Origin of the sequence: Thermococcus sp. LS2, assembly GCF_012027375.1 — an archaeon.
Taxonomy (GTDB): domain Archaea; phylum Methanobacteriota_B; class Thermococci; order Thermococcales; family Thermococcaceae; genus Thermococcus_B.
In genome coordinates this window covers 58,331-85,172 of record NZ_SNUI01000006.1, presented here as the reverse complement: position 1 = coordinate 85,172, position 26,842 = coordinate 58,331, and the positions used below count along the sequence as shown (strand labels likewise).

At 42.2% G+C, this 26,842-nt stretch carries 26 protein-coding genes and 2 tRNA genes; 13 read left to right on the top strand and 15 right to left on the bottom strand.

Annotation, left to right across the window (positions count from 1 at the left end):
• Window positions 1-35: 35 nt before the first annotated feature.
• Complete coding sequence (locus E3E24_RS08950) at window positions 36-716, bottom strand: fibrillarin-like rRNA/tRNA 2'-O-methyltransferase (RefSeq protein WP_167886634.1); 681 nt, start codon at window positions 714-716, stop codon at window positions 36-38.
• Window positions 717-721: 5 nt separating this feature from the next.
• Window positions 722-1,963 (bottom strand): C/D box methylation guide ribonucleoprotein complex aNOP56 subunit, encoded by a 1,242-nt coding sequence (locus E3E24_RS08945; protein WP_167886633.1) that lies wholly within the window; start codon window positions 1,961-1,963, stop codon window positions 722-724.
• 195 nt (window positions 1,964-2,158) lie between these two features.
• Between E3E24_RS08945 and E3E24_RS08940 the strand changes: the two genes are divergently transcribed.
• Entirely contained in the window at window positions 2,159-2,575 is a 417-nt protein-coding gene (locus E3E24_RS08940) for an OsmC family protein (protein ID WP_167886632.1), read from the top strand.
• A 41-nt stretch (window positions 2,576-2,616) separates the two neighbouring features.
• Here the strand turns inward: E3E24_RS08940 and E3E24_RS08935 are convergent, their stop codons facing one another.
• Window positions 2,617-3,285, bottom strand: coding sequence for a TIGR00266 family protein (locus E3E24_RS08935; protein ID WP_167915903.1), 669 nt, complete (start codon window positions 3,283-3,285; stop codon window positions 2,617-2,619).
• Between the two features lie 154 nt (window positions 3,286-3,439).
• On the opposite strand from E3E24_RS08935, the gene E3E24_RS08930 reads away from it, so the two are divergent.
• Genes E3E24_RS08930 through E3E24_RS08920 form a run of 3 tightly spaced genes read left to right on the top strand, consistent with a single transcriptional unit; the run spans window position 3,440 to window position 6,073 of the window.
• Window positions 3,440-4,492 (top strand): hydroxymethylglutaryl-CoA synthase, encoded by a 1,053-nt coding sequence (locus E3E24_RS08930; RefSeq protein ID WP_167886694.1) that lies wholly within the window; start codon window positions 3,440-3,442, stop codon window positions 4,490-4,492.
• Between the two features lie 10 nt (window positions 4,493-4,502).
• Complete coding sequence (locus tag E3E24_RS08925; protein WP_167886630.1) at window positions 4,503-5,663, top strand: thiolase domain-containing protein; 1,161 nt, start codon at window positions 4,503-4,505, stop codon at window positions 5,661-5,663.
• Window positions 5,664-5,665: 2 nt separating this feature from the next.
• On the top strand, window positions 5,666-6,073 hold the full coding sequence (locus E3E24_RS08920) for a Zn-ribbon domain-containing OB-fold protein (protein ID WP_167915902.1): 408 nt from the start codon (window positions 5,666-5,668) through the stop codon (window positions 6,071-6,073).
• Here the strand turns inward: E3E24_RS08920 and E3E24_RS08915 are convergent, their stop codons facing one another.
• Window positions 6,074-6,604, bottom strand: a complete 531-nt coding sequence (locus E3E24_RS08915; RefSeq protein WP_167915931.1) for a GNAT family N-acetyltransferase — start codon at window positions 6,602-6,604, stop codon at window positions 6,074-6,076.
• Window positions 6,605-6,694: 90 nt separating this feature from the next.
• Here E3E24_RS08915 and E3E24_RS08910 point away from each other — a divergent pair, with 90 nt between their 5' ends.
• A complete protein-coding gene (locus E3E24_RS08910) occupies window positions 6,695-7,228 on the top strand; it encodes a multiprotein bridging factor aMBF1 (protein WP_167886628.1) in 534 nt (177 codons plus the stop codon).
• A 150-nt stretch (window positions 7,229-7,378) separates the two neighbouring features.
• Here E3E24_RS08910 and E3E24_RS08905 read toward each other — a convergent pair whose 3' ends face one another.
• Window positions 7,379-7,786 (bottom strand): DUF356 domain-containing protein, encoded by a 408-nt coding sequence (locus E3E24_RS08905; RefSeq protein WP_167886692.1) that lies wholly within the window; start codon window positions 7,784-7,786, stop codon window positions 7,379-7,381.
• Between the two features lie 117 nt (window positions 7,787-7,903).
• On the opposite strand from E3E24_RS08905, the gene E3E24_RS08900 reads away from it, so the two are divergent.
• The 3 genes from E3E24_RS08900 (at window position 7,904) to E3E24_RS08890 (ending at window position 11,358) form a co-directional block, all read left to right on the top strand.
• Window positions 7,904-9,607 (top strand): DUF505 family protein, encoded by a 1,704-nt coding sequence (locus E3E24_RS08900; RefSeq protein ID WP_167886627.1) that lies wholly within the window; start codon window positions 7,904-7,906, stop codon window positions 9,605-9,607.
• Between the two features lie 142 nt (window positions 9,608-9,749).
• Window positions 9,750-10,322: a TATA-box-binding protein gene (locus E3E24_RS08895; RefSeq protein WP_167886626.1), complete on the top strand. Its 573-nt coding sequence runs from the start codon at window positions 9,750-9,752 to the stop codon at window positions 10,320-10,322.
• A gap of 31 nt (window positions 10,323-10,353) precedes the next feature.
• Complete coding sequence (locus tag E3E24_RS08890; protein WP_167915901.1) at window positions 10,354-11,358, top strand: histone deacetylase family protein; 1,005 nt, start codon at window positions 10,354-10,356, stop codon at window positions 11,356-11,358.
• A 16-nt stretch (window positions 11,359-11,374) separates the two neighbouring features.
• Here E3E24_RS08890 and E3E24_RS08885 read toward each other — a convergent pair whose 3' ends face one another.
• From E3E24_RS08885 to acs, 3 genes are read right to left on the bottom strand one after another with little or no spacing between them, the layout of a single operon-like run.
• A complete protein-coding gene (locus E3E24_RS08885) occupies window positions 11,375-11,986 on the bottom strand; it encodes an indolepyruvate oxidoreductase subunit beta (RefSeq protein ID WP_167886623.1) in 612 nt (203 codons plus the stop codon).
• A gap of 1 nt (window position 11,987) precedes the next feature.
• On the bottom strand, window positions 11,988-13,925 hold the full coding sequence (gene iorA, locus E3E24_RS08880) for an indolepyruvate ferredoxin oxidoreductase subunit alpha (protein ID WP_167915900.1): 1,938 nt from the start codon (window positions 13,923-13,925) through the stop codon (window positions 11,988-11,990).
• Between the two features lie 12 nt (window positions 13,926-13,937).
• Window positions 13,938-15,302 (bottom strand): acetate--CoA ligase alpha subunit, encoded by a 1,365-nt coding sequence (acs, locus tag E3E24_RS08875; RefSeq protein ID WP_167915930.1) that lies wholly within the window; start codon window positions 15,300-15,302, stop codon window positions 13,938-13,940.
• 293 nt (window positions 15,303-15,595) lie between these two features.
• Here acs and E3E24_RS08870 point away from each other — a divergent pair, with 293 nt between their 5' ends.
• Both E3E24_RS08870 and E3E24_RS08865 read left to right on the top strand, forming a co-directional pair.
• Entirely contained in the window at window positions 15,596-16,273 is a 678-nt protein-coding gene (locus tag E3E24_RS08870) for a metal-dependent hydrolase (protein ID WP_167886621.1), read from the top strand.
• Window positions 16,274-16,326: 53 nt separating this feature from the next.
• Window positions 16,327-17,337, top strand: a complete 1,011-nt coding sequence (locus E3E24_RS08865) for a cell wall-binding repeat-containing protein (RefSeq protein ID WP_206205333.1) — start codon at window positions 16,327-16,329, stop codon at window positions 17,335-17,337.
• Window positions 17,338-17,437: 100 nt separating this feature from the next.
• Here the strand turns inward: E3E24_RS08865 and E3E24_RS08860 are convergent, their stop codons facing one another.
• The 5 genes from E3E24_RS08860 to E3E24_RS08840 all read right to left on the bottom strand — a co-directional run bounded on the left by E3E24_RS08860 (window position 17,438) and on the right by E3E24_RS08840 (window position 20,381).
• The gene (locus E3E24_RS08860) at window positions 17,438-17,581 is read right to left on the bottom strand and encodes a C2H2-type zinc finger protein (RefSeq protein ID WP_167886620.1); all 144 of its coding nucleotides are present in this window, start codon (window positions 17,579-17,581) and stop codon (window positions 17,438-17,440) included.
• Between the two features lie 121 nt (window positions 17,582-17,702).
• Window positions 17,703-18,248, bottom strand: coding sequence for an HNH endonuclease (locus tag E3E24_RS08855; protein WP_167915899.1), 546 nt, complete (start codon window positions 18,246-18,248; stop codon window positions 17,703-17,705).
• An 802-nt stretch (window positions 18,249-19,050) separates the two neighbouring features.
• Window positions 19,051-19,128: transfer RNA gene (locus E3E24_RS08850), tRNA-Val, on the bottom strand.
• Window positions 19,129-19,171: 43 nt separating this feature from the next.
• Entirely contained in the window at window positions 19,172-19,972 is an 801-nt protein-coding gene (gene dph5 / locus E3E24_RS08845; RefSeq protein WP_167915898.1) for a diphthine synthase, read from the bottom strand.
• A 331-nt stretch (window positions 19,973-20,303) separates the two neighbouring features.
• Window positions 20,304-20,381, bottom strand: a tRNA-Arg gene (locus tag E3E24_RS08840).
• Between the two features lie 103 nt (window positions 20,382-20,484).
• Between E3E24_RS08840 and E3E24_RS08835 the strand changes: the two genes are divergently transcribed.
• The 3 genes from E3E24_RS08835 (at window position 20,485) to E3E24_RS08825 (ending at window position 24,629) form a co-directional block, all read left to right on the top strand.
• On the top strand, window positions 20,485-21,615 hold the full coding sequence (locus tag E3E24_RS08835; protein WP_370520481.1) for a tungsten cofactor oxidoreductase radical SAM maturase: 1,131 nt from the start codon (window positions 20,485-20,487) through the stop codon (window positions 21,613-21,615).
• A 227-nt stretch (window positions 21,616-21,842) separates the two neighbouring features.
• Window positions 21,843-23,660: an aldehyde ferredoxin oxidoreductase gene (aor, locus tag E3E24_RS08830; protein WP_167915897.1), complete on the top strand. Its 1,818-nt coding sequence runs from the start codon at window positions 21,843-21,845 to the stop codon at window positions 23,658-23,660.
• Window positions 23,661-23,723: 63 nt separating this feature from the next.
• The gene (locus E3E24_RS08825; protein ID WP_167915896.1) at window positions 23,724-24,629 is read left to right on the top strand and encodes a hypothetical protein; all 906 of its coding nucleotides are present in this window, start codon (window positions 23,724-23,726) and stop codon (window positions 24,627-24,629) included.
• Window positions 24,630-24,754: 125 nt separating this feature from the next.
• On the opposite strand, the gene E3E24_RS12685 is transcribed toward E3E24_RS08825, so the two are convergent.
• Both E3E24_RS12685 and E3E24_RS08820 read right to left on the bottom strand, forming a co-directional pair.
• A complete protein-coding gene (locus tag E3E24_RS12685; protein ID WP_206205329.1) occupies window positions 24,755-24,952 on the bottom strand; it encodes a hypothetical protein in 198 nt (65 codons plus the stop codon).
• A 127-nt stretch (window positions 24,953-25,079) separates the two neighbouring features.
• A complete protein-coding gene (locus tag E3E24_RS08820; RefSeq protein ID WP_167915895.1) occupies window positions 25,080-26,213 on the bottom strand; it encodes a Xaa-Pro peptidase family protein in 1,134 nt (377 codons plus the stop codon).
• Between the last annotated feature and the right edge of the window lie 629 nt (window positions 26,214-26,842).

Below are 26,842 nucleotides of genomic sequence, written 5' to 3'. Positions count from 1 at the left end.
CATGTCAGGAATAAAAACCAAAAAGAAATAAGAAATCAAGGCTTTCTGACCACAAAGAGTGCATGGTCTTTTTCGTATGGCTCCAAAGAAATGCGCTCAACAATCTCAAAGTACTCGCTTAATTCTTTTTCAACCATCTTGAAAACTTCTTCTGGCTCCTTCGTAACATCAATGCTCCTGCTCTTAACGGCAATCATTCCGTAGCCGCCGCTCTTGAGGTAAGCCTTTGCGTTGTCAATTAGGATTTTTGCCTGCGTTGGCTGAGCAACGTCCTCAAAGATCACATCAACCTTTGTAACCAACGCCCTGTATTCCTCGGGCTTCGTTGCATCCCCAAGGATTGGAATTATGTTCCTCCTTTCCTCAACTATCGGCACGAGCTCTCTCAAGACTCTCGGTGAAAACTCAATTCCAAATATTTTGCCCTCCCATCCGATGATATCACTCACGTGAGAAGCGGTTGTACCACTTGCAATTCCCAAATAGAGGACGCTCTTTCCAGGTTTGATGGGGAAGTTTTTGAGACCGTTCATTATTGCAGCACCGAGCTTTGACCTCCTTGGATTCCAAATTCTGTATTCTTCACCTTCCCACTTAACTATCCTCTCTCCATAAACTTTCTGTCCCGGAACTAAATTCTTAGTTGCAATTTTCTCGCTTCCATCCTCATCAATGAATATATAAACGCCAGGGAATTTGTGCTTTTTAATCTTCATCTACCTCACCTCCTTTTTTTACCCTTCTCTTTTCCGCCTTTGAACTTCTTTCCTTTTTCCTTCCCCTTGAACTTCTTGCCCTTCTTGAACTTCTCCTTCTTTTTCTTCTTCGGCTTCTCCTTTCTCTTTGGTGGATTCGGATACTTCTCTTTGATTTCCTTGATCCTTGCCTCAAGCTCTTTCTTTAGCTCCTCAGCTATGTATTCACCTGAGAAGTAGTCCACACGAGCGGCGATTGCTAACTTACCAGCCAATGCTCTTGCAATCTTTCCACGCTGCCACCATGGAGACTTGTTGATTGCTGGGTACTGGTAGATAACACCGTGCTTTGGCGGCTTGGCACCAGTCCTTAAGTGCCTGAAGAGAGCTTTTTCAGCACCGAGGACTTGAATTGTTGAAGATGGCATCATTGCCAGCTCTTTCAGCCCGCCAGCTAAGCTTATCAGACGAGCGGCAAGCTTTGCACCAACAAGACCTTTGAGGTTTGGTGCCACGTCATCCATTGCCCTGTCAATGTAATCTTCAATCTCCTCTCTAAGCTTGTAGAGGTCATCAATTTCTTTAGCGAAATCTTGAATTATCTTGATGTCCTTTTCATCCATCCATGCACCCATGGTCTTTTCTTTAGCCTTGAGAATCTTCTCGATTTTGCCTTCGCTAAAGCCAAGTTTCTCAAGGTTTTCTTTAGTTGCATTCTCTCTGTGGCCTATGTTCTTAACAAATGCAACATACTGCGGGTGCTTTGGTAAAATCTCATCAAGCTCTGGGAAGTGAAGTGAGTGCCACTCCCTAAGCCTTGAGACGAGCAAGTTTATGACCTTATCAATGTCATCCAAAGCTTCAATTGCCTGAATCACCATCTTATCCCTTGCACCGCTCTGCTCCTGAATCCTTAAACGAGTTAAAGCCACGCCAACAGAATAATAGCGCTCAAACCACTCCTTGCCGAGGAACTCCTCGGGCTTTTCTCTGAGTATTTCTCCAGCCAAATTTGGGAATTCCGCATCTGCATTAAAGCCAAGCTCTTTAACAGCTCTGCTTAAGTCTGGGTGCTCAAAAACGAATTCATCATAACCTTTCTCTTTGAGCTCTTCGAGAAATGCTATTAGATCATCAGTAATCTCACCAGATAAGAGCTTATCTAAAGCTATCTCAGGCTTTTCTCTGTACTCTCTCTTGGCGATCAAGTTGCCGCTCTCATCGAAGGCATAAATCCCTTGAACGTTTTCGCTTATGTAAGCTTTCATCAGCATCACCTTCTTATCATTTTGCTAAAGGGATATAAAAGGATTGAGCTTTTAAACCTAAGCTTCTGCTTCAGGAGAGATTGAGGTGGGGAATATTCCCTCCAAGTTAAGCCGTTAAAAACCTAGCATCAGGAACTAAAGGTTGAAAAAGCCTTTTTATATCAGAAGATTGTTTATTTATAAGTGGTGATATCCATGCCTACAATTAAAGTTTCTGTTACTGGTGAAAGCGTTTCTTCGACAAGGATGATAGTTAAAGGAAAGAAAACAGAGTATATTGTTGACAAAGAGGATTCAAGCCCTCTCGAATACATTCTTGCGGCATTGGCAGGCTGCATAAACATAGTTGGATTCATGGTAGCTCGGGAAATGAACCTTAACATAGAGAAAATTGTTGTGGAAATAGAGGGAAGAATTAACACAGACAAGCTAATGGGTAAAAATGTTGAAGAAAGAGCCGGATATAAGGAGATTAAGGTTAAAGTGAAAGTTCAAGGAAACGTCGAAGATGAGAAGCTCAAAGAATGGATAGCTAAAGTTGAAGAGAGATGCCCGGTAGGAGACAACATAATGAACGAAACCCCTGTCTGTGTTGAAGTTGAAAAAGCTTAGTTTTTCCTTTCCCTTCTTAAAAAGTTAAAGAGAAAAGCATTTTAGTCTTTTGATGGCAAGTGAGGAATAATCCAACTTAAAAAGCTGTCCAAGCTTCTTGTCTGAATGTAAAGAGTCCCTGTTCCATAGAACTCCGCCACTAAGCCCTCCCCACTCAGGAGAGTGCTCTTTAACCCACCAACTCTCCTTACTTTAAAATCCAATCCTTCACTGAATGCAACTAAATGCCCCGTGTCCAAGATAAAGTGCTCGTCCTTCAGCTCAACTTTCTGAATTGCGCCGTAGCTTGAGAGGAACACTATACCTCTCCCGCTCATTTTCAGAAGGAACAAACCCTCTCTGGCAAAAAACGTCTTTGCTCCTCCCCACTTTGTGTCAATGTTTATCTCAGCAGAGCTTGCCAAAAACGCCCCGCTCTGAGCATATAGTGTTCCATCAATCTCAAAAGCCTCAATGTCGCCAGGATAAGGAGGTGCAAGCCCTATTTTTCCAGTCCCACCTTCAGCTCTGAAAATGTTTATGAAAAAGCTTTCTCCAGCTAAAAGAGACCTCTTGAGAGCTCCAAAAATTCCACCTTTTGCTTTCGTTTCTATCTTAATATTTGGACTCATAAAAACCATAGCACCAGATTCCGCTTGTAGTGCTTCCCCTTTCTCCAATTCAACTTCAACCAAACTAAAACTTGGCCTATGTTTTATCTCATACTTCACAAAAATCACCTAAACTTTAACTATCAATAGTAGTATATATTACTTCCTATCGCTAATTGACGAAGAACAATTGACCTTTTACCGAAAGACTTTTATAAGGGGGTTAGCTATTTCCCAAAGAACATCAAGTTCAACGCTTTTACAGGTGATGCCAATGAGAAAACTGCTGAAGCCAATTAAAGATGTCGGCATTGTGGGTTATGGCGCGTATATACCTATGTTCAGAATCAAAAATGCCGAAATCGGCAGAGTGTGGGGAGTTAGCGGATTCCCAATTGAAGAGAAAGCTGTGAACAACCTCGATGAGGATGCATTAACAATAGGAATTGAGGCAGCAAGAAACGCCTTAAAGAGGGCTAAAATCGACCCCAAACTTATTAGGGCAATCTGGTTTGGTTCTGAGTCAAAACCTTACGCAGTTAAGCCTTCTGCAACTGTTATAGCCGAAGCAATTGGAGCAACTCCAGATTTAGACGCTGCTGATTTTGAATTTGCATGTAAAGCTGGAACTGAAGCATTGCAAGCAGCAATAGGTTTTGTTGGCTCTGGAATGGCAGAATATGCTATGGCAATTGGAGCTGACACTGCCCAAGGAAGACCTGGCGATCACTTAGAATTTACAGCCGCAGCTGGAGGAGCAGCTTACATCGTTGGAGAGAAGAGCTCAGAAACTTTAGCGTACTTTGAGGGAAGCTACTCCTACGTTACGGACACCCCAGACTTCTGGAGAAGACAGCATGAGCACTACCCAAGACACGGAAACAGATTCACTGGAGAGCCAGCTTACTTCCACCATGTAATTAGTGCCGCCAAAGGATTGATGGAAGAACTTGGCTTAACTGTTAATGACTTCGACTACGCTGTCTTCCACCAACCAAACGTTAAGTTCCCACTCACGGTAGCCAAGATTTTGGGTATTCCAGTTGAGAAAGTTAAACCAGGTCTTCTCAGCGGAGTGATAGGCAACACATACAGCGGTGCAACTTTAGTTGGAGTTTCTGCTGTTTTAGACATAGCAAAGCCAGGCGAGAGAATCCTTTGGGTTAGCTTTGGCTCGGGAGCAGGAAGCGACGCTTTCAGCTTAGTCGTGCAAGATGCAATTGAGGAAAAGAGAGACTTAGCACCGAAGACATGGGACTACATAAACAGGAAGAAGTACATTGACTATGCACTGTACGTGAAGCACAGAGGAAAGCTCATTATGTGAGGTGGTTGAGATGAGAAAGGCTGTAATAATTGGAGTTGGCATGACTCCCGTTGGAGAGCACTGGAAGACAAGCCTGAGAGATTTGGCCGTTGAGGCTTTGCTGAATGCAATGGAGGACGCTAACATTGACAAAGTTGATTCCCTCTATGTAGGAAACATGATTTCTGGGCCCTTCGTTGAACAGGAAAACCTAGGTGCACTTATTGCAGACTGGGCTGGTTTGGGACACATTCCAGCTGTAAAAATTGAGGCCGCTTGTGCCTCTGGAGGAGCTGCAGTTCAAGAAGGTGCTAAAGCTGTCATGAGCGGTCTTGAAGACGTTGTTGCCGTCGTTGGAGTAGAAAAGATGACGGATGTTTGGCCAAGTGATGCTACAAGATACTTGGCTTATGCTTCTGATGCTGAATGGGAGCTATTCCATGGAGCGAGCTTTGTCGCTTTAAACGCTCTTGTCATGCGCTACTACATGCACACCTATGGTTATACAGAGGAGGACTTAGCGCTATTCGCTGTTAACGCTCACATAAATGGTGCAAAGAACCCATATGCAATGTTCAAGAAGCCAATAAAGGTCGAGACTGTGCTTAAGAGTCCATATATAGCTGACCCACTCAAGCTGTTTGATGCCTCTCCAGTCTGTGATGGCGCTGCAGCTGTTATCATAACAACCCCAGAGAAGGCAAAAGAGCTTGGAATTCCAAAAGAAAAGTGGGTTGAGATAGCTGGAATGGGAAGGGCAATTGATACAATCAACTTGGCCAACAGGAAGGACTTGCTCACGCTTAAAGCTGCTAAAGTTGCAGCCGAGAGAGCCTACAAGATGGCCGGTGTAGATGTCAAGGACATTGATTTGTTTGAGATTCACGATGCATTCACAATAATGGCCGCTTTAAGCTTGGAAGCCGTAGGTGCTGCTGAACGCGGTAAGGGTGCGGAGCTGGCTAAGGAAGGGCAGATCGCGATTGACGGTGATTATCCAATCCAAACAATGGGTGGACTTAAGGCAAGAGGACACCCAGTTGGTGCAACAGGAGTTTATCAGACCGTTGAAGCAGCTTTACAGCTCAGAGGAGAAGCACCAAATCAAGTGCCCGATGCAGAGATTGCACTAACGCAGAACATCGGAGGAACGGGTTCAAACATAACCGTAACAATCCTTAGGAGGGTTTGAAAATGGGAAAGCCCATGCAAGTTTCAAGATTTTGGAGACACTTTAAAGAGAAGTACCGCCTAGTTGGAAGTAAGTGCAAAAAGTGCGGAAAGATTCACTTCCCTCCAAGACAAGTGTGTAATGAGTGTGGAAGCAGAGAGATGGAAGAGATACAGCTCAGCGGAAGAGGAAAGGTCATCAGCTGGACTATTGTGAGAAACCCTCCAAGCGGCTTTGAATATTACAAGCCCTATCCACTAGCATTGATTGAGCTTGAAGAGGGTCCAATAATTTTGGCCCAGCTCACAGACGTTGACCCAGAAGAAATTACCTTCGGCATGGAAGTTGAGATGGTCACGAGAAAGATACGGGAATTCGATGAAGACGGAATAATCCTCTATGGATACAAGTTCAGGCCACCGATTAAATGATCAGCAAGGAATAGGTTGTTTCTTATTCTCTTTTTCTGATTTTCCAGCTTCTTTTTGAATATCTTTAACCATCCTCACCCAAATTCCGCTCTGCCCAGCAACTCTGAAGCCATACTTCTCATAGAACTTAATCGCCTTCTTATTCTTTTCTCCAACCCAGAGCTCTATTTTATCGTTGTATTTGCTCAAGTAGCAGAGACATTTCTCCATGAGCTTTTTCCCAATACTCTTTCCTTGGTATCGCTTGTCAATCACGAATTCATGGATGGCTCCAACAACTCTCCCCTCATATTTGCTGAACCAGTCTTTATCACAAACGATAAATCCAACGATTTCATCACCGATTTTAGCAATAAAAAAACCATCTTTAGCTTTATTCCAACACCATCTCAAATATCTCCGCGCATATCTCCTACCTTCTCCGCCATATTCTGGCATATCCTCATAACCCCTCATGTAAATATCAACAAGCTTTTCCAAAACCTCTTGGTTGAATTCTTCCAGCTTTTCTATCTTTACTTCCTCTTCCATCGTCATCAATATTAAGTTAGGAGATGGACTTAAAAAGCATAGGGTTTTTATGGTTTGAGGGGAAAAGTAGAGCAGAAGAAGGTGGTTTTAATGGGAAAGGCAAAGCCAAAAATTTGCGAAATTTGCGGTGCTGAAATCAGAGGACAGGGATACACTGTAAAAATTGAAGGTGCAGAGCTCTTAGTTTGCGCCAACTGTTATAGGAAGTATGGAAAAAAGAAGCCAGGAACGTTCAGCATAATGCCAACTGGAAGAGAGCCCAGAAGGACATATAAACCAAGACCAAAGCCGCAGCAAAAACCCTATCGTGAGAGGCCCCTCTATACGGAGGACATTGTTGAGGATTACGCTGAGAGAGTCTATCAAGCGATACAGAGAAGCGGGCTAAGTTATGAGGAGCTTTCACACAGAGTGGGGCTTTCTGTAAATGTGCTGAGGAGAATCGCCCACGGTGAGTATATGCCAACCATTGAGGAAGCCAAAAAGCTGGAGAGGTATTTCAAGATAAAGCTCATTGAAAGGGTGGAAGAAGTACATGAGGAGAAGATCAGCATTCCAAAGGATTATGAGCCAACGCTCGGTGACATTGCAAGGATAAAGATCAAGAAGAGGAAGAAAAAGTGAAGGTTAAGAAAATTGCGTTAGGAAAGTTGCCAGAAGATACGATAGATATTAAGGGGATATCTAAGTCCAACATTAGGCCACTCAAAATTAAAGGCCCTATAAGCGGCTAGTGAGAGAAATGATAAATGAAAGAGCAGAGAAAATGTCCCATTAAAATTCAGCTTCCTCCTCTTCCACTTCCTCAATTTTCTGCTCAATCTTCTTAACCTTCGGCGGATGAAAGCCTTTAAGCTTTTCAAAAGTTCCCCATAAGCGCAAAAGCTCCTTGTGAACTGGACTTCCCGGAGGAATCACAATTATATGAGCGGGTGGATGGATGTCTCTCAGACGACCGATTGCCTTAGCCGGAGGTAAGTCAATCTGAGCAACCACATGAGCCCTGTATTTTTTCCTCGGCTTTTCCCTAACAATTTTTTCAAACGCCCAATCTGAAAGTGCGGGAGGTATTATCCTTGGATCTCCCCTAATCTGCATTCCGCCATACCTCACAAGGTCTGCCAAAGCCACCATTGCTTTGTCAAAGTTGTCTGTCCTTATTAGCACAATCGTGTTTAACATTGTCTTCACCAACCTCCCCTCATCCTTGAGGTTTTTAAAGGTTTGGCATTTTTAGTTACCGAAAGTTTTAAAAACAATTTGTTAATTAAAAATAATCGTAAAAGGGAGGTGAAAGAGATGTTTCTGAAGAAAAGACACTTAGAGATAATCAAAGAAATGGCAAAGACTGAAAGCCAAGCTGAAATCCAAGAAAAGCTCCCAGAAGAGTTTCAGATTAGAGCGCTGGAGCTCTATATATTAGGATTTGCAGAGCTTGAAGGAAATAAGATAAAGTTCACAGAAGCTGGGAGAAAGTTGTTAGAGATATCTGAAAAGCTTAACGTTGATGAGCTGCCAGATATTTTTGTTGATTCTGAGATTATAAAGATATTAGAGCTTTTAGAAGAGACAGGACAAGTTCCAGAAGAATGGTTGGCTTTACTCAAGGAGCGCAAGCTGGCTGATGAGAACGGTTTAACAGAGGTTGGAAAAGCTGTTTTAGAGCTCTACAAGGAGGCACACCCATTAGTTTACCTCACACCAGAAATAGTTTCATTCCTCAGAGAAATGCCAAAGATTGGAACGTTAGATGAACTCATCACGTATAAGAACTCAAGGCAGTATGGGGACAACATAATCAATGCTCTTCAAGCAATGCGCTTGCTGTTAATTTCACCTCAAACTGAAGAAGGAAAAGCGTTCGCAACAACCCCAGCCGCTAAGCTTGCCCTTAGGGCTATTCAAATGATACCAGTGTTTGCTAGGGCAATAGTTCTAAGAAGAGAGGACTTCGAGATGCTCAAAGCTGGAAAGAGCACAGCCCAGCTTAGGGATATGGGACTTGCAGATGAGAAAGGAACTACAGAGCTTGGAAAGGCAATAATGAACACCTATGAGGCTATGGGTAGAAGGGAAGAGAAAGTTCTACCAATATACGTCCTTGACGATGAGCTTGCAGTGTTAAAAGCGATCCAAGAGATTGAAGGCAAATACGAAAAGAATCCAGACATACTACCAACATATAAAGAAATTGAAAAGATTGCAAAGGTTGATGATTTGGGAGAAATTCTCCACCTGCTTGAATCAAAAGAGCTCATCAGAAGAGAACTTGTTAAGAACAAGGACACCTACTGGCTCACCGAATGGGGAAGAGAGGCCATAAAATTTGGAACCGTCAGTCCAGATGGAATGAAAGCCATAACATACGCTGAAAGCGGCGACGTGCCAATAGCTGAATGGGTAATTCAAGCGAAGAAAGAGGGACTTATCGCTTACGGAATCACTGATAAAGGAAGATTCTACTTAAAGCTAAGCAAATCAATTAAGAGAAAGCCGTATCTAACAATGTATGATTCAGCGATACTCGTTAAGATGCCAAGGAAAAAGTACATCCACAGGGATGAGCTCGTTAAGCTCGTTCAGGATTATGTGGGCGGTGATGAGAAGGCAATCATCAAAGCGATAGGAGAAGCAGAGGCTAAGGGATTCATAGTTGAGCTACAGAACAAGATGGTTAAACTTACAGAGCTTGGGGAGAAAGTGAAGACAGCTGTAGAGAATGCAAAAGTTCAAGAGGTTATTAAGACAAAATTTGGAGTTACACCAACAACTTACAACGTTCTCAAGGTAATTTACGAGAACCTCGAGGTGTTCAACAGAATTTGGAAGGAGAGCAAAGAGATCAGGGGATACAAGCAGGATGAAGTGGATGTTATTAAGAAGCACCTCAGCCTCAGTGAAGATGAAATCAAAAAAGCACTAACAATCTTGAGAGCTTTAGGCTTCCTTGGTGAAAAGAGCCTAACAGAGGCTGGTAGGATTTTAGTTGAAGCTTATGCTTAATCTTTTCTCTTTTCTTGAATCTTTTGAACCTCAGCTTTAACTTTTAACTGATTTTCATAAGCTTGCTTTGCCTAAAGCTTTAAAAACCCCAAGTGAAGTATTTATAAAGGGTTTTTAAGCCCACTAATTGGGGGTGTAATTTATGGTAGATATGAGCAAGGTAAAGCTTAGGATAGAGAACATCGTTGCTTCTGTGGATCTTTTCACACAGCTCGATTTGGAAAAGGTAATTGAGATATGCCCAAATTCCAAATATAATCCAGAGGAATTTCCTGGTATTATTTGTCGCTTCGATGAACCTAAAGTTGCCCTGCTGGTTTTCAGCTCAGGTAAGCTAGTCGTTACTGGTGCCAAGAGTGTTGAAGACATTGAAAGAGCTGTCTCAAAGCTTGTCCAGATGCTCTCAAAGATTGGGACTAAGTTCCAAAGGGCTCCTCAGATTGATATCCAAAACATGGTCTTCAGCGGAGACATTGGAATGGAGTTCAATTTGGATGCAGTCGCTTTAGTACTGCCAAACTGTGAGTATGAGCCGGAACAGTTCCCTGGTGTTATCTACCGTGTTAAAGAGCCAAGGGCTGTCATTCTGCTCTTCAGCTCAGGAAAGATTGTTTGTTCTGGAGCAAAAAGCGAGCATGATGCATGGGAAGCTGTTAGAAAGCTCCTCAGAGAGCTTGAGAAGTATGGCTTGATTGAAGAGGAAGATGAGTTCTGATTTCTTTTTATAATTTCCTTTTGTGGTGCTCATGCTTGGGATTCTCTACTCGCATATCTTCAAAGAGCACAAACCTCTTGATTATCATCCAGAAAATCCCAACCGCTTGGATTTTGCAATTGAAGGACTAAAATCCAAAAATCTGTGGCAAAATATTATTGAACCAAATCCAGCAAACATTGAAGAGATTTTAGAAGTTCATTCTGAAAATTATGTTGAGATGATAAAGAAAGCCGTACAAATGAGATTTCACTACATAGACCCAGATACTTACGTATGCGAGAAAACATGGGATGCGGCACTTTACGCATTTGGGGCGGCAAGAGAGGCAACTCTCATGGCTTTGGAGAAAAAAGGAATTTACCTAGCCTTAGTCAGACCACCTGGACATCATGCCGGAAAAAGTGGCAGAGCGTTCTATGCCTCTACTTTGGGCTTCTGCATCTTCAACAACGTTGCTGGAGCAGCTAAGCTCCTCGAAACTCTCGAAGGAAAAGCCTTGATTATAGATTTTGATGTCCATCACGGCAACGGAACTCAGGAGATCTTTTGGAATGACGCAAATGTAATCCACGTAGATCTTCACGAGAGAGGCATTTATCCGTGGAGCGGCTATGAGTGGGAAGTTGGGGGAAAAGATGCAGAAGGGACGAAGATAAACATTCCAATGGCCTCTTATTCGGGTGATGACGACTACATATATGCTTGGAGGGAAATAGTTATACCTATTGTGGAAGCTGTTAAACCAAAGGTTATTTTGATTTCAGCAGGCTTTGATGCATTTAAGGGTGATGGTTTAGCAACAATTCAGCTAACAGAGGAGTTTTACAGATTTGCCGGGGCAAGTCTTTCTGGTTACAGCCTCGCTGTGGTTCTTGAAGGGGGTTATAGTATAGGACTTGAAAAAGGACTGCCAGCATTCATTGAAGGATATCTCAAGGGGAAGGCTGAAAAGGAAATAATAAAGCCAAGATATGAGGCACTTAAAGTTGTTGGAAAAGTTAAAGAGATTTTGAGGGAATGGTGGGAGATTTAAAGAAAAACAAAAAACCTCAAAGCCCAAGTAATTCCTTGGCAGCCTTGACACCAAGCTCGAAGGCCTTCATGTTGACATCAACTGCCTTCTTTGGAACGCTGAGCCTAATTACTTCCTTGACATGCTCCTCTGAAAGCGGAAAGCCTGGCGTTTGTGTGAGTGCTCCAATGAGGACAACATTTGTTGTGATGACATTTCCAGCCTCCAAAGCTAATTTTTCAGCATCTAAGGTTATGAGCTTGCCCTTGAAGTCCTCCTCGATGATCTTCTTGATTTCCTCCATGCTTGGATATGTCGCTAAGCCCATTGAAACCTGGACTGGGGGAATCGGATTTGAGTTTGCTATAACTAATCCGCCTTCTTTGAGGTAGTTGATGTACCTAAGAGCCTCAACTGGCTCAAAAGCTAAGATAACGTCGGCTTTTCCTTCTGGAACCATTGCACCATAGACATCTTCACCGAATCTGACGTAAGCAATGACTGAACCGAAACGCTGGCTCATTCCGTGAACCTCACCAACTCTCACCTTATAGCCAGCATGAAGGGCAGCCCAGCCTAATAGGTTGGCAGCTGTGAGAATTCCCTGACCGCCAACACCAGTGATGACAATGTTGTACTCCTTAACCATCTCACTCACCCTCCTTCATGACCTCAAATGCTCCGAATGGACAGACCTGTGCACATCCGCCACATCCCCAACATATGAGCGGATTAACTTGGGCTTTCTTCTTCTCAGCATCCCAGTAAATTGCTGGACAGCCGTAGGCGTTGATACAAATCTTGCATCCTGTACACTTCTCTTCATTTACAGTGTAGATTGGCCACTTCTCGCCTCTTCTCCTCATCTCTCCAACTCTATGGAGAGCACATACTCTCCTTGCAACGACAACGCTAACTCCTTCCGTCTCAATGGCCTTCTTCATGACCTCATACGTTGCCTTTATGTCATACGGGTCAACTACTTCAACGAAGTCAGCTCCCATAGCTTTTGCAACGTCTTCAATGAGAATCCTCTTGCCTGGGCCGTGTGGGGTATCGCCCGTTCCCGGGTTGGGCTGATCTCCGGTCATTGCTGTAACAAGGTTGTCCATAACCACTATGACGACATTTGAGCGATTATATATTGCGTTTGCCAAAGCTGGCAGTCCTGTGTGGAAGAATGTTGAATCACCAATTGTGGCAACGATGATTTTCTTCTTCTCTTTAGTCTCTTTCTCACCGGGCACTCCATTCAATGCAACATCCAATCCATGAGCAACGCCTATTGATGCACCCATTGCAACTGTCGTGTCAACAGTCTTAAGCGGTGGCAGCAATCCAAGAGTGTAGCATCCAATATCGCTTGGGAATATTGCATTTGGTCCAGCGGCTTTCTTTATTGCATAGAATGTGTTCCTGTGCGGACATGCTGGACATAAACTTGGGGGTCTGGGCGGGACGATGGCTGAGACCTTCTTATACCTCTCATCGATGCTCTCAAAGTTAACTGGAGTTTCGAGTCCAAGGAACTTTGCTATTGCAGTTACAGCCCTCCTTGTTGTCATTTCATAAACTCTCGGAACGTAGTCTTTTCCATGAATTGGGATTCTTATGCCGTTGTCAAATGCCCATACTTTAACCTGCTCCTCAACAACCGGCTCAAGCTCTTCAACTATGAGAACTCTTTCCAATCCATCAAAGAACTTCTCAAGCAGTTTGTATGGAACTGGGAACGGTGTGCCAAGCTTTAGGATTTTTACGTCATCAACGCCAAGCCATGCTAAGGCCTCTTTCACATATGAGTAAGCTAATCCTGGAGCTATGATACCTACTTTAGCGTCTTCTTTGCCTTCAATCCAGTTAAATGGACATTCAGCTAGCTCTTCCCTAATCTTTTCAATCTTTTCAAGAATTATTGGGTGGAACCTTCTTGCATTGGATGGAACATCAACAAACCTCGACGGATCTTTCTTGAAGTCACCAAATTTCCTCTTTGCCTGCTTAATCTCCTCTGGGAGTTCACCTAAAACGACATCTCCCCTTGCGTGTGAAATCCTCGTTGTAGTTCTCAAGATAACCATGTGCTTGAACTTCTCGCTGAGCTCAAAGGCGTATTTTGTCATCTCCTTTGCTTCATGCGGGCTTGAAGGCTCAAGAACTGGAACCTGGGCAAACTTTGCATAAACCCTTGTATCCTGCTCGTTCTGTGATGACCACATACTCGGATCATCAGCAACCATTATGACAAATCCACCTTCAACACCCATACCAACAGCGCTGAGAAAAGTGTCTGCGGCAACGTTCAATCCAACGTGCTTCATTGCTGTCATAGCTCTCAGTCCAGACCACGCTGCACTTAAGGCTGTCTCAAATGCAACCTTCTCGTTTGTTGAATACTCCATATAAACGCCTGCCTTCTCAGCCACAGCAGCCATTGTGTCTGTAAGCTCAGAACTTGGCGTTCCGGGGTAAGCCGCGAAAACAGCTATGTTTGCCTCAAGGGCACCTCTTGCAATTGCGTGATTTCCTAAAAGGAGAACTCTTTCCCCAGGCTTATCCCACAAAACTATGTCAGTAACTTTTGCCATATAACTCCCTCCTCATTTGTTCCTTCTCCTTGCGATTTCCCAAAGGGCATATGCCGCTATTCCCACATCTTCAGGTCTTTCATAAACTGGAATGCCTTCTTTCTCGAGGAGTTCTTTAGCTGGCTCGCTGACATAGCCAGCCATGAACAATGCTAAAACGGGCTTTCCGTTGTTAACTTCCTTCACAGCTCTTATAACGCCTTCAGCATGCTCCATTGGAGTCATTCCAGCAAATGTAGGTACAACACAAATTGCAATGAGCATATCGACATTTTCATCTTCCAGAAGGAGCTTGGCAGTCTTGTAGTACTCTTCTCCCCTTGCACTTGCTATCATATCCACTGGATTCTTAACAGCAGCCATTGGAGGTAAGAACTCCCTAAGTTTTTGCATTGTCTCCTCCTTTAAGTTGGCTAGCTTAAGCCCGTGCCTGTCAATTTCATCAGCCGTTAATACTCCAGGACCGCCAGCGTTTGTCATAATTGCAACTTTGTTGCCCTTTGGAAGAGGCTGAGTAAATGCTCTTGCCATGCTGAGCATCTCATCAATTGTATTCGCAACCAAAATACCGGTCTGCTTAAATGCCGCCTCATAAATCTTGTAACTTCCAGCCAATGACCCGGTATGGCTTGAAGCAGCCCTCGCTCCGCTCTCGCTCTTTCCAGCCTTGAGAACAATGACAGGCTTTTTCTTGGTGACTTTTCTAGCAGCCTCCATGAACTTCCTTCCGTCTTTGATACCTTCAATGTACAGAGCTATTGCTTTGCTCTCTTCATCATCGGCTAAGTACTCCATGAGCTCTGAAAAGTCAACATCAGCCATGTTTCCAATGCTTATGAACTTAGAAAAGCCAATTCCTTCCTTGACAGTTTTATAAACAATTCCAGCTCCCAACGCACCGCTCTGGGAAACAAATGCTATGTCTCCCTTCTTTGCATCCATGATGAATGTTGCATTCATATCGTTGTGAGTGTTCATTATTCCGACACAGTTTGGACCGATAATCCTCATGCCGTATTTGTGAGCAATCTCAACGAGTTCCCTCTCTTCTCTTTTCCCTTCTTCTCCAGTTTCTCCAAATCCAGCCGTGATGAGAACAATTCCCTTTACTCCTTTTTCACCGCAGTCAATTACTGTCTGCTTTACAAATTTCTTAGGAACAACGATTACTGCTAAATCTACTTCGTCTGGAATGTCTTTGACATTCTTGTAAGCTTTAACTCCTTGAACAACTTCATCTTTTACGTTTACTGGATAAACTTTGCCATCTTTGTACTTCTTAAGGTTCTTAAAAACTTCATAGCCGAGCTTTAAAGGATCATTAGAAGCGCCAATTACAGCTATTGCTTTAGGTTTGAAGAAATAATCGAACGTCATTGTTACAATCACCGAATTTTACATCGGTAAAAGTCTATATAAGTTTTCCGAAAACAGACAGTTAGACGTTTTTGAGCACAAATAAAGGAGAATATTCTCTAATGAGGCAAAAACAACACTAATGTGCAAAGATATGTAAAGTTTTACCTGGAAATCTTTCATTTAGATAGACATCAATAAACCCAAAACAATACCACACATACATCTCATCCTAAAAATTTTTAGCTGGCTTTTCGAAACGTTTAAGTAATCTTTTGTTATTATTTCTGATGGGGCTTCTGGAGGTGATAAGGATGGTGAAGATAAGGTTTTTAGGACATGCAGCCTTTGAGATTGAAGGAAGCAAGAGAATTCTCATCGACCCATTCTTAACAGGGAATCCAGCTGCAGCTGCAAAGCCAGAGGACTTTGATAAGATTGACCTAATTTTAGTCACTCACATGCATGGCGACCACGTTGGTGATGCCGTAAAAATCGCACAGAAGACTGGAGCAAAAATTGTGGCAATGTACGACATAGCGAACTACCTCGTTGAGAAAAACAAGGGCATAACAACAATTGGGATGAACTACGGCCCAACTGAGATTGATGGAGTAAAGATTGTCCAAGTTCCAGCTTGGCACTCAAGCGGAGCAGAGGAAGGATTCATGGTGGGTAATGCCTGTGGATACATTGTAGAGATTGACGGCGTAAAGATTTATCACGCTGGAGACACCTACGTCTTTAAGGACATGGAGCTGTTTGCTGAGCTTTATGGAATTGATGTTGCTCTGCTCCCAATAGGCGGACACTTCACAATGGGACCAAAAGAGGCAGCAAAGGCTGTCGAATTGTTAAAGCCCAAGTATGTGATTCCAATGCACTACAACACCTGGCCGCCAATTGCACAAGACCCAGAGGAATTCAAGAAGCTTGTCGGCGACAAAGCGGAAGTCATAATCCTCAAGCCCGGAGAAACCTTTGAGCTTTAAGCTTCAAAAAACCTTTTAAACTCTTTTCTTTTAGCTTTATTCTGGTGATAAGATTGAAGAATAAAATTTGGATCTCACTTTCACTGCTCATATTGCTGGCAGTATCTCTGGTGAGCTTCGTTCTTCTTCCTGTAAAAGCGCAGGAAAACACTCGTCAATATGATTTAATAATTGTTAGGAACGATGATTTAATTGACTATATTGTAGCTCTTCCCTATTCTAAAAAGCTTGACATTCCAATTCTCCCTGTAAATCCCCAAATGCTTGATGATAAAACAAAGGCTCAGCTACAGTCATACGTGCAGTTTGGATGGAAAAATGTTCTGATCATTGGAAACTCAAACGCAGTGAGTAAGGAAGTTGAAGATGAACTTTTATCGCTTGGGTTCAGTGTTACAAGAATAGGAGGAGATGTAAGGACAGAGACTGCTGAAAAGCTAGCTCTTCACTTTTACCCAGATGGTGCAGATACAGTTGTTTTAGCAAGTGCGCTAGATTATGGCTCAGCATTAGCCGCAGCGAGATTTGCAATGAACTATGGCTATCCACTCCTCCTAACTGTAGAAAATGATTTATCAGAATTTGCTATTCAGGGACTCAAAAAGCTCCATCCAAAGCAAGTTATAATGATTGGTGCTGGGCTTTCACCGGAAATTGAGAAAAAACTTGAGGAGATGGGATATTCAGTCTTCTGGTACGGCAAAAATGTAACAATCACAATAACCCCACCAAAAGAACCTTCTCCAATTCCGTGGGTTGTCATTGGTGCTGTGCTATCTCTTGCAATTGCCGTCCCGATAATTCTCTACTGGGCAAAGAAGAGATGGGCAGTAAATAGAGTTCCAATTGAGGTGCTAACTGAAAAGGAAAGGATAGTTGTTAAAGCAATACTCGAGAAGGGTGGAAAAGTAAAGCAGGAGGACTTACCAGAGCTGACTGGATACTCAAGACCTACAGTGAGCAGAATAGTCCAAGAGCTTGAGAAGAAGCAGCTGGTTACAAGAGAAAAAGTTGGAAAGACGTTCATAGTAAAGCTAATAAAGGAGATAAATCTCAAAGAGTAGGTCGGGTAAGCCCAACCGCTCATCACCACTCAGGGTCCTGGCTGTTTCCTCATCCCCTTTAGAATTTCTGTTTTTCCTTAATAAAAATTAAGAAAAGAGCTCACTTCTTAAAGAGATGGCCATGTGCTCTGTTTATGTGCCTGATATAATCTTTGCTTCTCTTAAAGACCATCCCACATCTTGGGCATCTGAAGAATATCTCACCGTCTCTGTCCTTGACTTTTATTGCTTTCAACACCGCCATCTCTCCACCCCCCGTGCTTTGATTTTTAAGCTTGATTTTTAAGCTTTACTTTGGTTGTGTGAAGTTTGAGCAAAGGCATACGGAATTATGCTATTGCTTGTTGAATTCAGGATTGGTTAGGTTAAAACCACCAAGACTCACTACTAGATTTCTTCTTTTTCTTTCGTCCTTTCTTTTTGGAAGTGCCAAAGAGTTCATCCTCTATATTGAGACTAGGAAGTTCTAAGTCAAAAGAACTCTTATTTTTCCGTCCACGTTTCTTTTTAGATTCACCAAAGAGATTGAGTTCAGGTATCTCCAAACTGAATGGGTCTTTGGATTTTGTACTAGACGATTTTCTGGATTTGTTTCGGTTTAGGATACGTCTGATAGCATCTTGGACTTCCTTTGGTCTACTCCTGACTTTCTTTCTTAATTCTGTTCTGCTGATTATGGCGTTATCAGCTTTTCTATGACAAGTGCCACAGAGAACTATAATGTTAGAAGGAATTGTCTTCCCACCTTCTCTAACCGGCGTGATGTGGTGTATATAACCAGTAGTTGTGTCTATTCGCTTTCCACAGTACTCGCATTTCCTTTTTACAACTTCGATAATGTCTCTTCGCATAGCCCCTGTTATGTTCCTATCGCCGGTAGACTTATCACTTTCATCAGACCAGAAAATCATGGCAAACACCTGATTATCTTCCTCTTCCTACTGTTATTCCCGCTCCAATAAGTCCTAGACTCACAAGAAATGTAATTAGTCCGCCAATTGTTGAATTGTTGGTGATACTCCACATAGACCCTCCAAATAACACCGCAATACCAAAGAGCACTAGTATTGCCGCCACTATCGTACGGACAAACCCACTTACAATGTCTCCTAAGAGACCCACACCAATCACCAATTATTATTCTAGCTGCTTGTCCCTAATATATGTTACGATTGTTAGTTGATTATGTTGCAATAATTACAGTTATGACAAGCCAAACGATATGTAATGTAACAAAGTCCATCCTAGAAGCTCTTTAGTAATTCTTACGTTCATCAGAGACAATCCAACAAGGAATGTAGTTTCTCCAGAAGTTTATTTGGGGTCGTGGGGGCGTTAGCCCCCTGATAGATGAGAAGAAAGTGGGGTGTGGAGCGAAGCTCCACTACGGGGGATTGATAGTACAGCAAACTTTGCATAGCAAAGTTTGATCAAAAGGTTAAACTATCAAAAATTGCCAGAAAGAGTTTGTATGTCATCCAAGATTTCAGTAGGCATCAATTGGTTTCACTTTTCAGTTTTTAGGATAATTAAGTTGTTTCATTTTCTCTTGGCACCCTTTGGGCACCGTGTTGGAGTGAAACCTTGAAAAACAGCTCATTTAATGGTGAAACCATTTGAGAGTGGCAGATTAACTGCAACATACAAGTTGAATCTTGGGCATCAGAACAGTCAGAAACTTTCCGCCAGCGCTTGCGCAAGTAAGGGCTGTAATGGTGGGCCCGCGGGGATTCGAACCCCGGACCTCCGCCTTGTGAGGGCGGCGTCATAACCAGTCTAGACCACGGGCCCATTCCCGGCAATAATGAAAAGAGCGAAAAATATAAAGCTTTCGCTATAAATCTCTCCGCCTAAGTATCTCTTCTGGAGCATCAGCAAATGTCACAAGGTACTCTTTCTCGACTATGTGCAACCTTCCGGGGACTACCATTATGTGAGGCTGCTTTCCAAAGTCTTCTTTTATCATATCCTTCACGTAGCCAGCTTTGAGCGTCGGAGTTAGTGAACCAGCCCTCGCTAGGACTACCACAAAAGTTTCAGGCGTAAATACATTCTGCTTCTTCATCTCCTCAACTTGAAGAAGAATCTCCATCGCTTCGTTTGCTGTCATGTATTTCCCTTGATCTGCTTTTATATCGAGGAAAAGCAATGTGTGTAGTCCTCTTTCCTTGTTCTCCTTTATCACGTCGTAGTGGCTCGTTGGAAACCAATTCTTTTCGGGATATGCGACTGTTGCACTTTTACCAAACTTGTAAATCTGCAAGCCCGTGATTGAAACAGCTGAGTAGATGGAAGGAGCGTGGATTACATAGCTTTCAATCCCCATCTGCTTTGCTCTGATTCTTAAATCAGCATGAGTTGTTGCCACCATAGGATCGCCAGCGGTTAAAAATGCAACGTCCTTGTTTTTAGCCTCACTTAGGACAATCCGCTCAAAATGAAGCTCCACTTCCTCTCTATTTAAAAGTCTAATCGGCTTTCCAATCAGCTCCTCGATTTTCTCTATCCTTGTCCCTGCAAGCAGAGATGTGTAAAATTCTGCAAAGACTAAATCACATTTTCTCGCTATCTCAAGACCCTTGAGCGTAATATCCTTTTCATCGTATAATCCCAACCCTATGAAGTAGATTGCCATCTCTCTTCACCGCCCTATACTCGATAAGTCTGTTTTTAAGTTTGTTTGACACAAACTTTAGGAAAGTTTGATCAAACAGTGTTTAATCCATATTAGCGAGTGGAAAATAAGTTTGTTTACCTTTTTTAAGTTAAGTGTGGATATGTAGATAATAATGTAGATTCAATTAAGTAAGAATGGATTTTAAAATGGTTTCTTTTCTTCCCGCGTCCGTAGGGCGCTTTTTCAGTGAAACACTAAAAATACGCTAATTTAGAGAAAATCCACCCTAAGAAACACTTTAGAAAAAGATAAACAGACTTTGATCAAACTTTGCCTTCGCAAAGTTTGTTGGCGGGCCCGGCGGGATTCGAACCCGCGACCTCCGGCTCCGGGGGCCGGCGCTCTATCCAGACTAAGCTACGGGCCCTCAGCACAATTTTTTCATTATTCAGCTTAAAAATCTAAGGGTCAAATCTGTTGCCCAAAGTTTATATATTCAAATGAATCCTTTTTCTAATCAGTGATGTGGTATGAAAGGCGACATGCACAGGTTCAGCTTTGATAATAGTTTGATTTTAATTCCAAAGGAGCCAGACTTGAAATACCTTTACATTGAAATAACAAATCGGTGCAATTTGAGATGTGAGATGTGCTTTAAGCAGTACTGGGAAGATGAAGAGGGGGATATGGACTATAATCTTTTCTTAAAAATCCTTGATGATGCGGAGGAGTTTCCAGAGCTCGAGATGATATATTTTGGAGGCATAGGGGAGCCAACAGTCCATCCGCGCTTCATGGACATGGTAAAAGAAGTCAAAAAGAGAGGCTACGCATTTGGAATGTCAACCAATGGATTCCTTCTCACAGATAAGAGAATCAAAGAACTTGTAGAGTTAGATGTGGACTTAATCTACATTTCGCTCGATGCAATACCAACCCAAGAGACCAGAATTGGACATATAATGCCAAGTGTCGCTGTTGATCGAATAAAGAAGATTATTGAAGAAAAAAAGCGCCAAAGAAAAGACTTCCCTCACATAGGTGTTGAGGTCGTTGTAACAAAAGAAAACTACTGGCAGATGCCCCATATAGCAGACTATCTCGGAGATTTAGGAATTGACGTCCTGCTCTTTTCAAATATAATCCCAATAGAGAAGAAGCATGCGGATCAGATAGTCTACGATGGAAGTGTTAATCTGCAACCTTACATTGATGAACTCTATGCCAAAGCCTACAAGCAATTCCTCCTCAAGCTCCCAGAATTTCAGTTGAGAACAGAGAGACATTGTGACTTCGTGGAAAAGAAAGTCGCGGTAGTGAGGTGGGATGGCGAAGTTGCTCCCTGCTATCGCTTCCTTCACACATATCCAGAGGTAGTCTTCGGCAGAGAGAAGAAAGTATATGCCTACTCTTTCGGAAATGTTAGAGAAAAATCCCTCAAAGAAATCTGGACAAGCAGAGACTATACATGGTTCAGATTTGTTGTAAAAAATGCCCTGTATCCATCATGCACAGACTGCCCGCTTGTTGATTCATGTAGCTTTGTTGAGGACACAAATGCAGATTGCTGGAGCAATACTCCAAGCTGCGGCGATTGTCTGTGGGCTAGAAGGATTGTTCTATGTCCCATCCCAGAGAAAGGTGTCAAAGGTTTCTGGTAGCTTATAGTATGTCAAATTTTGTTTGTTATACAGTTAGTCCCTTACTATTCTAACTATTTATCTTCAATTTTTAACGGGTTTTGATAGCTTGATTTGTTATTATTCTAATATATTAGGTAAACAAATAAATTTAATAATATTTTCGTCTATAAACGGCTTTGCTTTCGTCAAATTTATTAGCCATAAAATATCTAAAATTATTCGACAACATCTAGGAGGTTTCAAATATGTTTGGGTACCAAGGTAAAATTTTGAGGGTAAACTTGACAACAGGGAAGATTAGTGAAGAGAAAATTGATGAGAAGTTTGCCAAGAAGTGGCTTGGAACCAGAGGTTTCGGAATCTACTATATCCTCAAAGAGATGGATCCCAAGGTTGACCCATTCAGCCCAGAGAACAAGTTAATCTTTGCAACAGGTCCACTGACAGGAACAACTGCCCCAACAGGCGGTAGATACATGGTTATCACAAAGAGCCCGCTTACTGGCTATATAGCTATGGCAAACTCTGGTGGATTCTTCGGTGCAGAGCTTAAATTTGCCGGATGGGATGCAATAATCTTCGAAGGTAAGGCAGACCACCCCGTGTATCTCTACATAAACGATGACCAAGTTGAACTAAGAGATGCCTCACACGTATGGGGTAAAGTCGTCAGCGAGACTGAGAAGATTCTCACAGAAGAAGTTGGAGACAAGAAAGTACAGATCGCATCAATTGGACCAGCTGGTGAAAACTTAGTCAGATTCGCTGCCGTGATGAACAACGGGCACAGGGCAGCAGGTAGAGGCGGTGTTGGTGCTGTAATGGGCTCAAAGAACCTTAAGGCTGTAGTTGTTAGAGGTCACAAGAGAGTCGAGATTGCTGACAGGCAGAAGTTCACAAGCGTTGTCAAGGAGAAGATTGAGAAGCTCAAGAAGGATCCGGTTGCAGGTGGCGGACTGCCAAAGTACGGAACAGCTGTTCTGGTTAACATCATCAACTCAAACGGTCTCTATCCAACAAGGAACTTCCAGACTGGTGTGTTCAAGTATGCTGAGGAACAGAGCGGTGAGGCAATGACTGCCAAGTACCTAGTGAGAAACAAGCCATGTTTTGCATGTCCAATTGGATGTGGAAGAGTTAACGTTCTCCCAACCCTTGGAGAGACTGAAGGACCAGAGTATGAGAGCATTTGGGCTCTTGGTGCAAATCTTGGCATAAACGACCTCGCAAGCATAATTGAAGCAAACCACCTCTGTGATGAGTATGGATTGGATACAATCTCAACAGGTGGTACTTTAGCAACAGCAATGGAGCTCTATGAGAAAGGCCTCATAAAGGACGAAGACCTTGGAGATGCCCCACCACTCAGATGGGGCAACACTGAGGTTTTGCACTACTACATTGAGAAGCTCACATTCAGGAAGGGCTTCGGTGACATCTTGGCTGAAGGTGGTTACAGACTCGCTGAGAAGTTCAACGGTGTCGAGTACTTCATGGGTGTCAAGAAGCAAGAGTTGCCAGCTTACGACCCAAGAGGTGCTGAAGGCCACGGTTTAGCTTATGCAACAAACAACAGAGGAGGATGTCACATTAAGAACTACATGATCAGCCCAGAAATCTTAGGATATCCATACAAGATGGATCCACACGACATAAGCGACGAGAAGGTGAAGATGGTCATCCTCTTCCAAGACTTGACAGCATTAATTGATGCCGCCGGTCTGTGTGTCTTCACAACCTTCGGACTTGGAGCTGACGACTACAGAGACCTACTCAACGCAGCCCTTGGCTGGGACTTCACAACTGAGGAATACCTCAAGATCGGTGAGAGAATCTGGAATGCTGAGAGACTCTTCAACCTCAAGGCTGGACTTGATCCACTCAAGGAGGACACATTACCAAAGAGACTCCTCGAAGAGCCAATGCCAGAAGGACCCAACAAGGGACACGTCGTTAGACTCAAGGAGATGCTTCCAAGGTACTACGCCCTGAGAGGCTGGACAGAGGACGGAAAGATCCCAGAAGAGAAGCTCAAGGAGCTCGAGCTAGAGGAGTACGTCTGACTTCTCTTTTCTTTTCACCGTTGAGTTTTTATTTCTCTTTTGCTATTCTCTCTTGGTGAGCTTATGAAAATCATCCCTTTAGCATCTGAGAGCTTAGGAGTTAGAAGTCTAGCAACTTATGTTAAAATTAGAAGAATAGGTATCTTAATTGATCCCGGAGTTGCCCTAGGACCCAAGCGTTATTCTCTACCACCGGCAAAAGCTGAACTTGAAGCTTTAGCAAAGGCTAGGGAGAAAATTCAAACTTATGCTAAAGAATCTGAGATAATCACGATCTCTCACTACCACTATGATCATCACACGCCCTTCTTTGAAGGCCTCTACGAAAGTTCTTCGCCAGAGAGGGCGAGGGAGATCTATGAAGGAAAAACGCTTTTGATAAAGCACCCCAAGGAGAACATAAACTTCAGCCAGAGGAAGAGGGCTTGGGCTTTTCTAAAGGAGACTGAAAAGATTGCGAAGAAAATTGAATATGTCGATGGGAAGTTCTTTGATTTTGGGGATTTCATCATGGAGTTCTCCCCAGCCGTTCCTCACGGAGCTGAAGGTTCAAAGCTCGGCTTTGTAATTATGGTGATGATTGATGACGGAACTAAAAGATTAATCCATGCGAGCGACATTCAGCTCTTAAATGAGAAGGCGAAGGAGTGGATAATAAAGCAGATGCCTGACATTCTAATAACCGGTGGTCCTCCAATTTATTTAGAGGGCTACCGCGTTAAGGATGCTTGGAAGGTGGGACTAAAAAACATAAGCGAGATAATCAAAGAGACCAATGCTGAAGTTATTCTCGACCACCACTTGATTAGAGATAAACGTTACCCTCAGTTCTTTGAGGAGCTTGAGAAGGAACCTCTCACCTTTGCACGCTTCCTCAAGAAGGAGGACAAACCACTTGAAGCTTACAGAAAGGAGCTCCATAAACGAGAAAAAGGAGAAAAAGTTAAGCTGCCGTTTTCTCTTGATTAACTTTCCTTTTGGAATCTCTTATGACTCCTCTTATCCACTTCACAGCTTTTTCCCTTTGCGTAAAATCTGGCTTTACAATCCATCCTCTAAAAATGCCAGTTTTAACGATATTCCCCGGAATTCTTTTAACCAAAGGGCTGGAGGTAGTGCTTTTGGATGTATTTTCTGGTAAAGTGTCCAAACAACTCAGCCATACATACCACAAACACTGCAACCCTCTTATCTTTTAACTCCTCCTGATGTCCCTCTAAAAATTCGAGAACGCTTCTTATTTCTATTTCCGAGACAAAAGACAGAGAGCAATTTTTGACTGTAATTATCATTTAATTGTTGACTACAAATCGCTGTTAACATATAATGCACAAACTCATATCCCACAACTACCAATTATAGCAGTAAATACACACGAAATCAACTGTCTATCTTGACATTTTATTATTAACCTAAATTTTAAAGCTCAATGAGCTCTCGTGGATATTTGGTAAGTATTCTGGGGCCATCTTCTGTTACTTGGATCACATCTGTGACTCTGGGTCCACCATAATTCTTTACATATATAGTTGGCAAAAGCAAGCCTACAACCATATTTGACTCAATTCTATGCTCTGAATTCTTTTTAATTATTGGATAAAATTCAGATTGACGCAACCCTATACCGTATCCTATTACATCTAAAAAGTAATTTCCGTAACCTGCTTTTCTCACTACCTCATATGCAGCGTTGAATACTTCACTAGCTAGTTTTCCAGGCTTTAGTGCATTAATTGCAGTTGTTTGAGCATCTAATATAACCTCATAAATCTCCTTAGTTTTTTCAGGTACTTTTCCTACGGCAACAGTTCTGCACATTTTGGCAGAATATCCCATATATGTAGCTCCTAGATGAATCACAACTGTTTGATTGTTCTTAATTTTATTATTGCTTGCATATGGATGTGTTAATAGTTGTCTTTCGGAACCTGCTAGAACCTGCATTCTGAAATTTGAACCTTCCGAACCTGCTTTACGCATTGCATATTCTGCTTCAGCTAATACCTCAACTTCAGATATTCCCGGTTTCACTGAGTTTATTGCTGCTTCCATACCTCTAACAACAATCGCACTAGCTTTCTTTATATTATAATTAATCTCTCGCGGTTCTTTCACAGCTCTTACCTTGTATATAATTTCAGAAAGATCAATGAACTCTATTTTAGGAAAACCCTTCTTTAGTTCATTATAAAGATAAAAATCCATAAAGTATCTTTCAGTACCTATTTTAATTTTTGGAGCTTTTAATCCAAATTCTGTTTTAAGTACTTCTACGACTTTTTTTCCTAGGTTATTACTTGGGAAGTGGTAGCCAAATACTTTCTCAATTCCACTATTCTCTGCAACATATGGAGCATCAAGCCAGAGAGTTATAACCGCCGGATCTCCCTCTTTAGGAATAATAACGGCAATACATTCGACTTGTGTTATTCCACCTGTGAAGTAAATTGTATTCTCTCTTCGTGTAAATAATGCAACATCAATGTCTATCTTATTTTCCTGAAGTATTTTTTGGAATCTTTTTATTCTCTCTTGGGCAATACGTCTTTTCATTATTAAATCCCTCCTTACTCCGAGAATACTGTATACCTTCCATAAGGAGCAATTGTTATTTTTACATCTTTTCCATGTAGTTTGATAACATTTTCTAACACTTCACTAAAATTATTGAATTGTTAATATTTAACACTTTCTATCTAATAAAACATTGTTCCAAATTATCCCAAACCTTTATTGGTAGACCTTTACTTTTGACAAATATTTCTTGGAAGCCTCAACAGCTTTTATCGGAATACTTGTTAAACGAATTTGTGGGAATTCTTTTTTAGTAAGCATATTCTCTATCGTCTTACTGTAAGTTATTAACAAGTTGCTGAAAGACTTATGTTAAAGTCTCTAAAGCTGGAGTATTATACTAGATTAGGAACGCTGCTAAAAACTGTTAAAGAGGTTAAAGAGCAAACTAATTGCTCTTAGGAGAATTTCAAGCATATAGATTGGCAGAATATTTGCAGGTTATTTTCTAGTTACTTTTTGGTTCATTCTAGGTTCGGATGTTGGAAGATATTGTCAAATCAGTGGTTTCATTGTGTGGAACAATATTTTATTAAGAGAAAAAATTAAATATAACAATAAAAAATTTAGTATATGACAAGGTCAGACTAGGGGGTCTTTAATGGAAG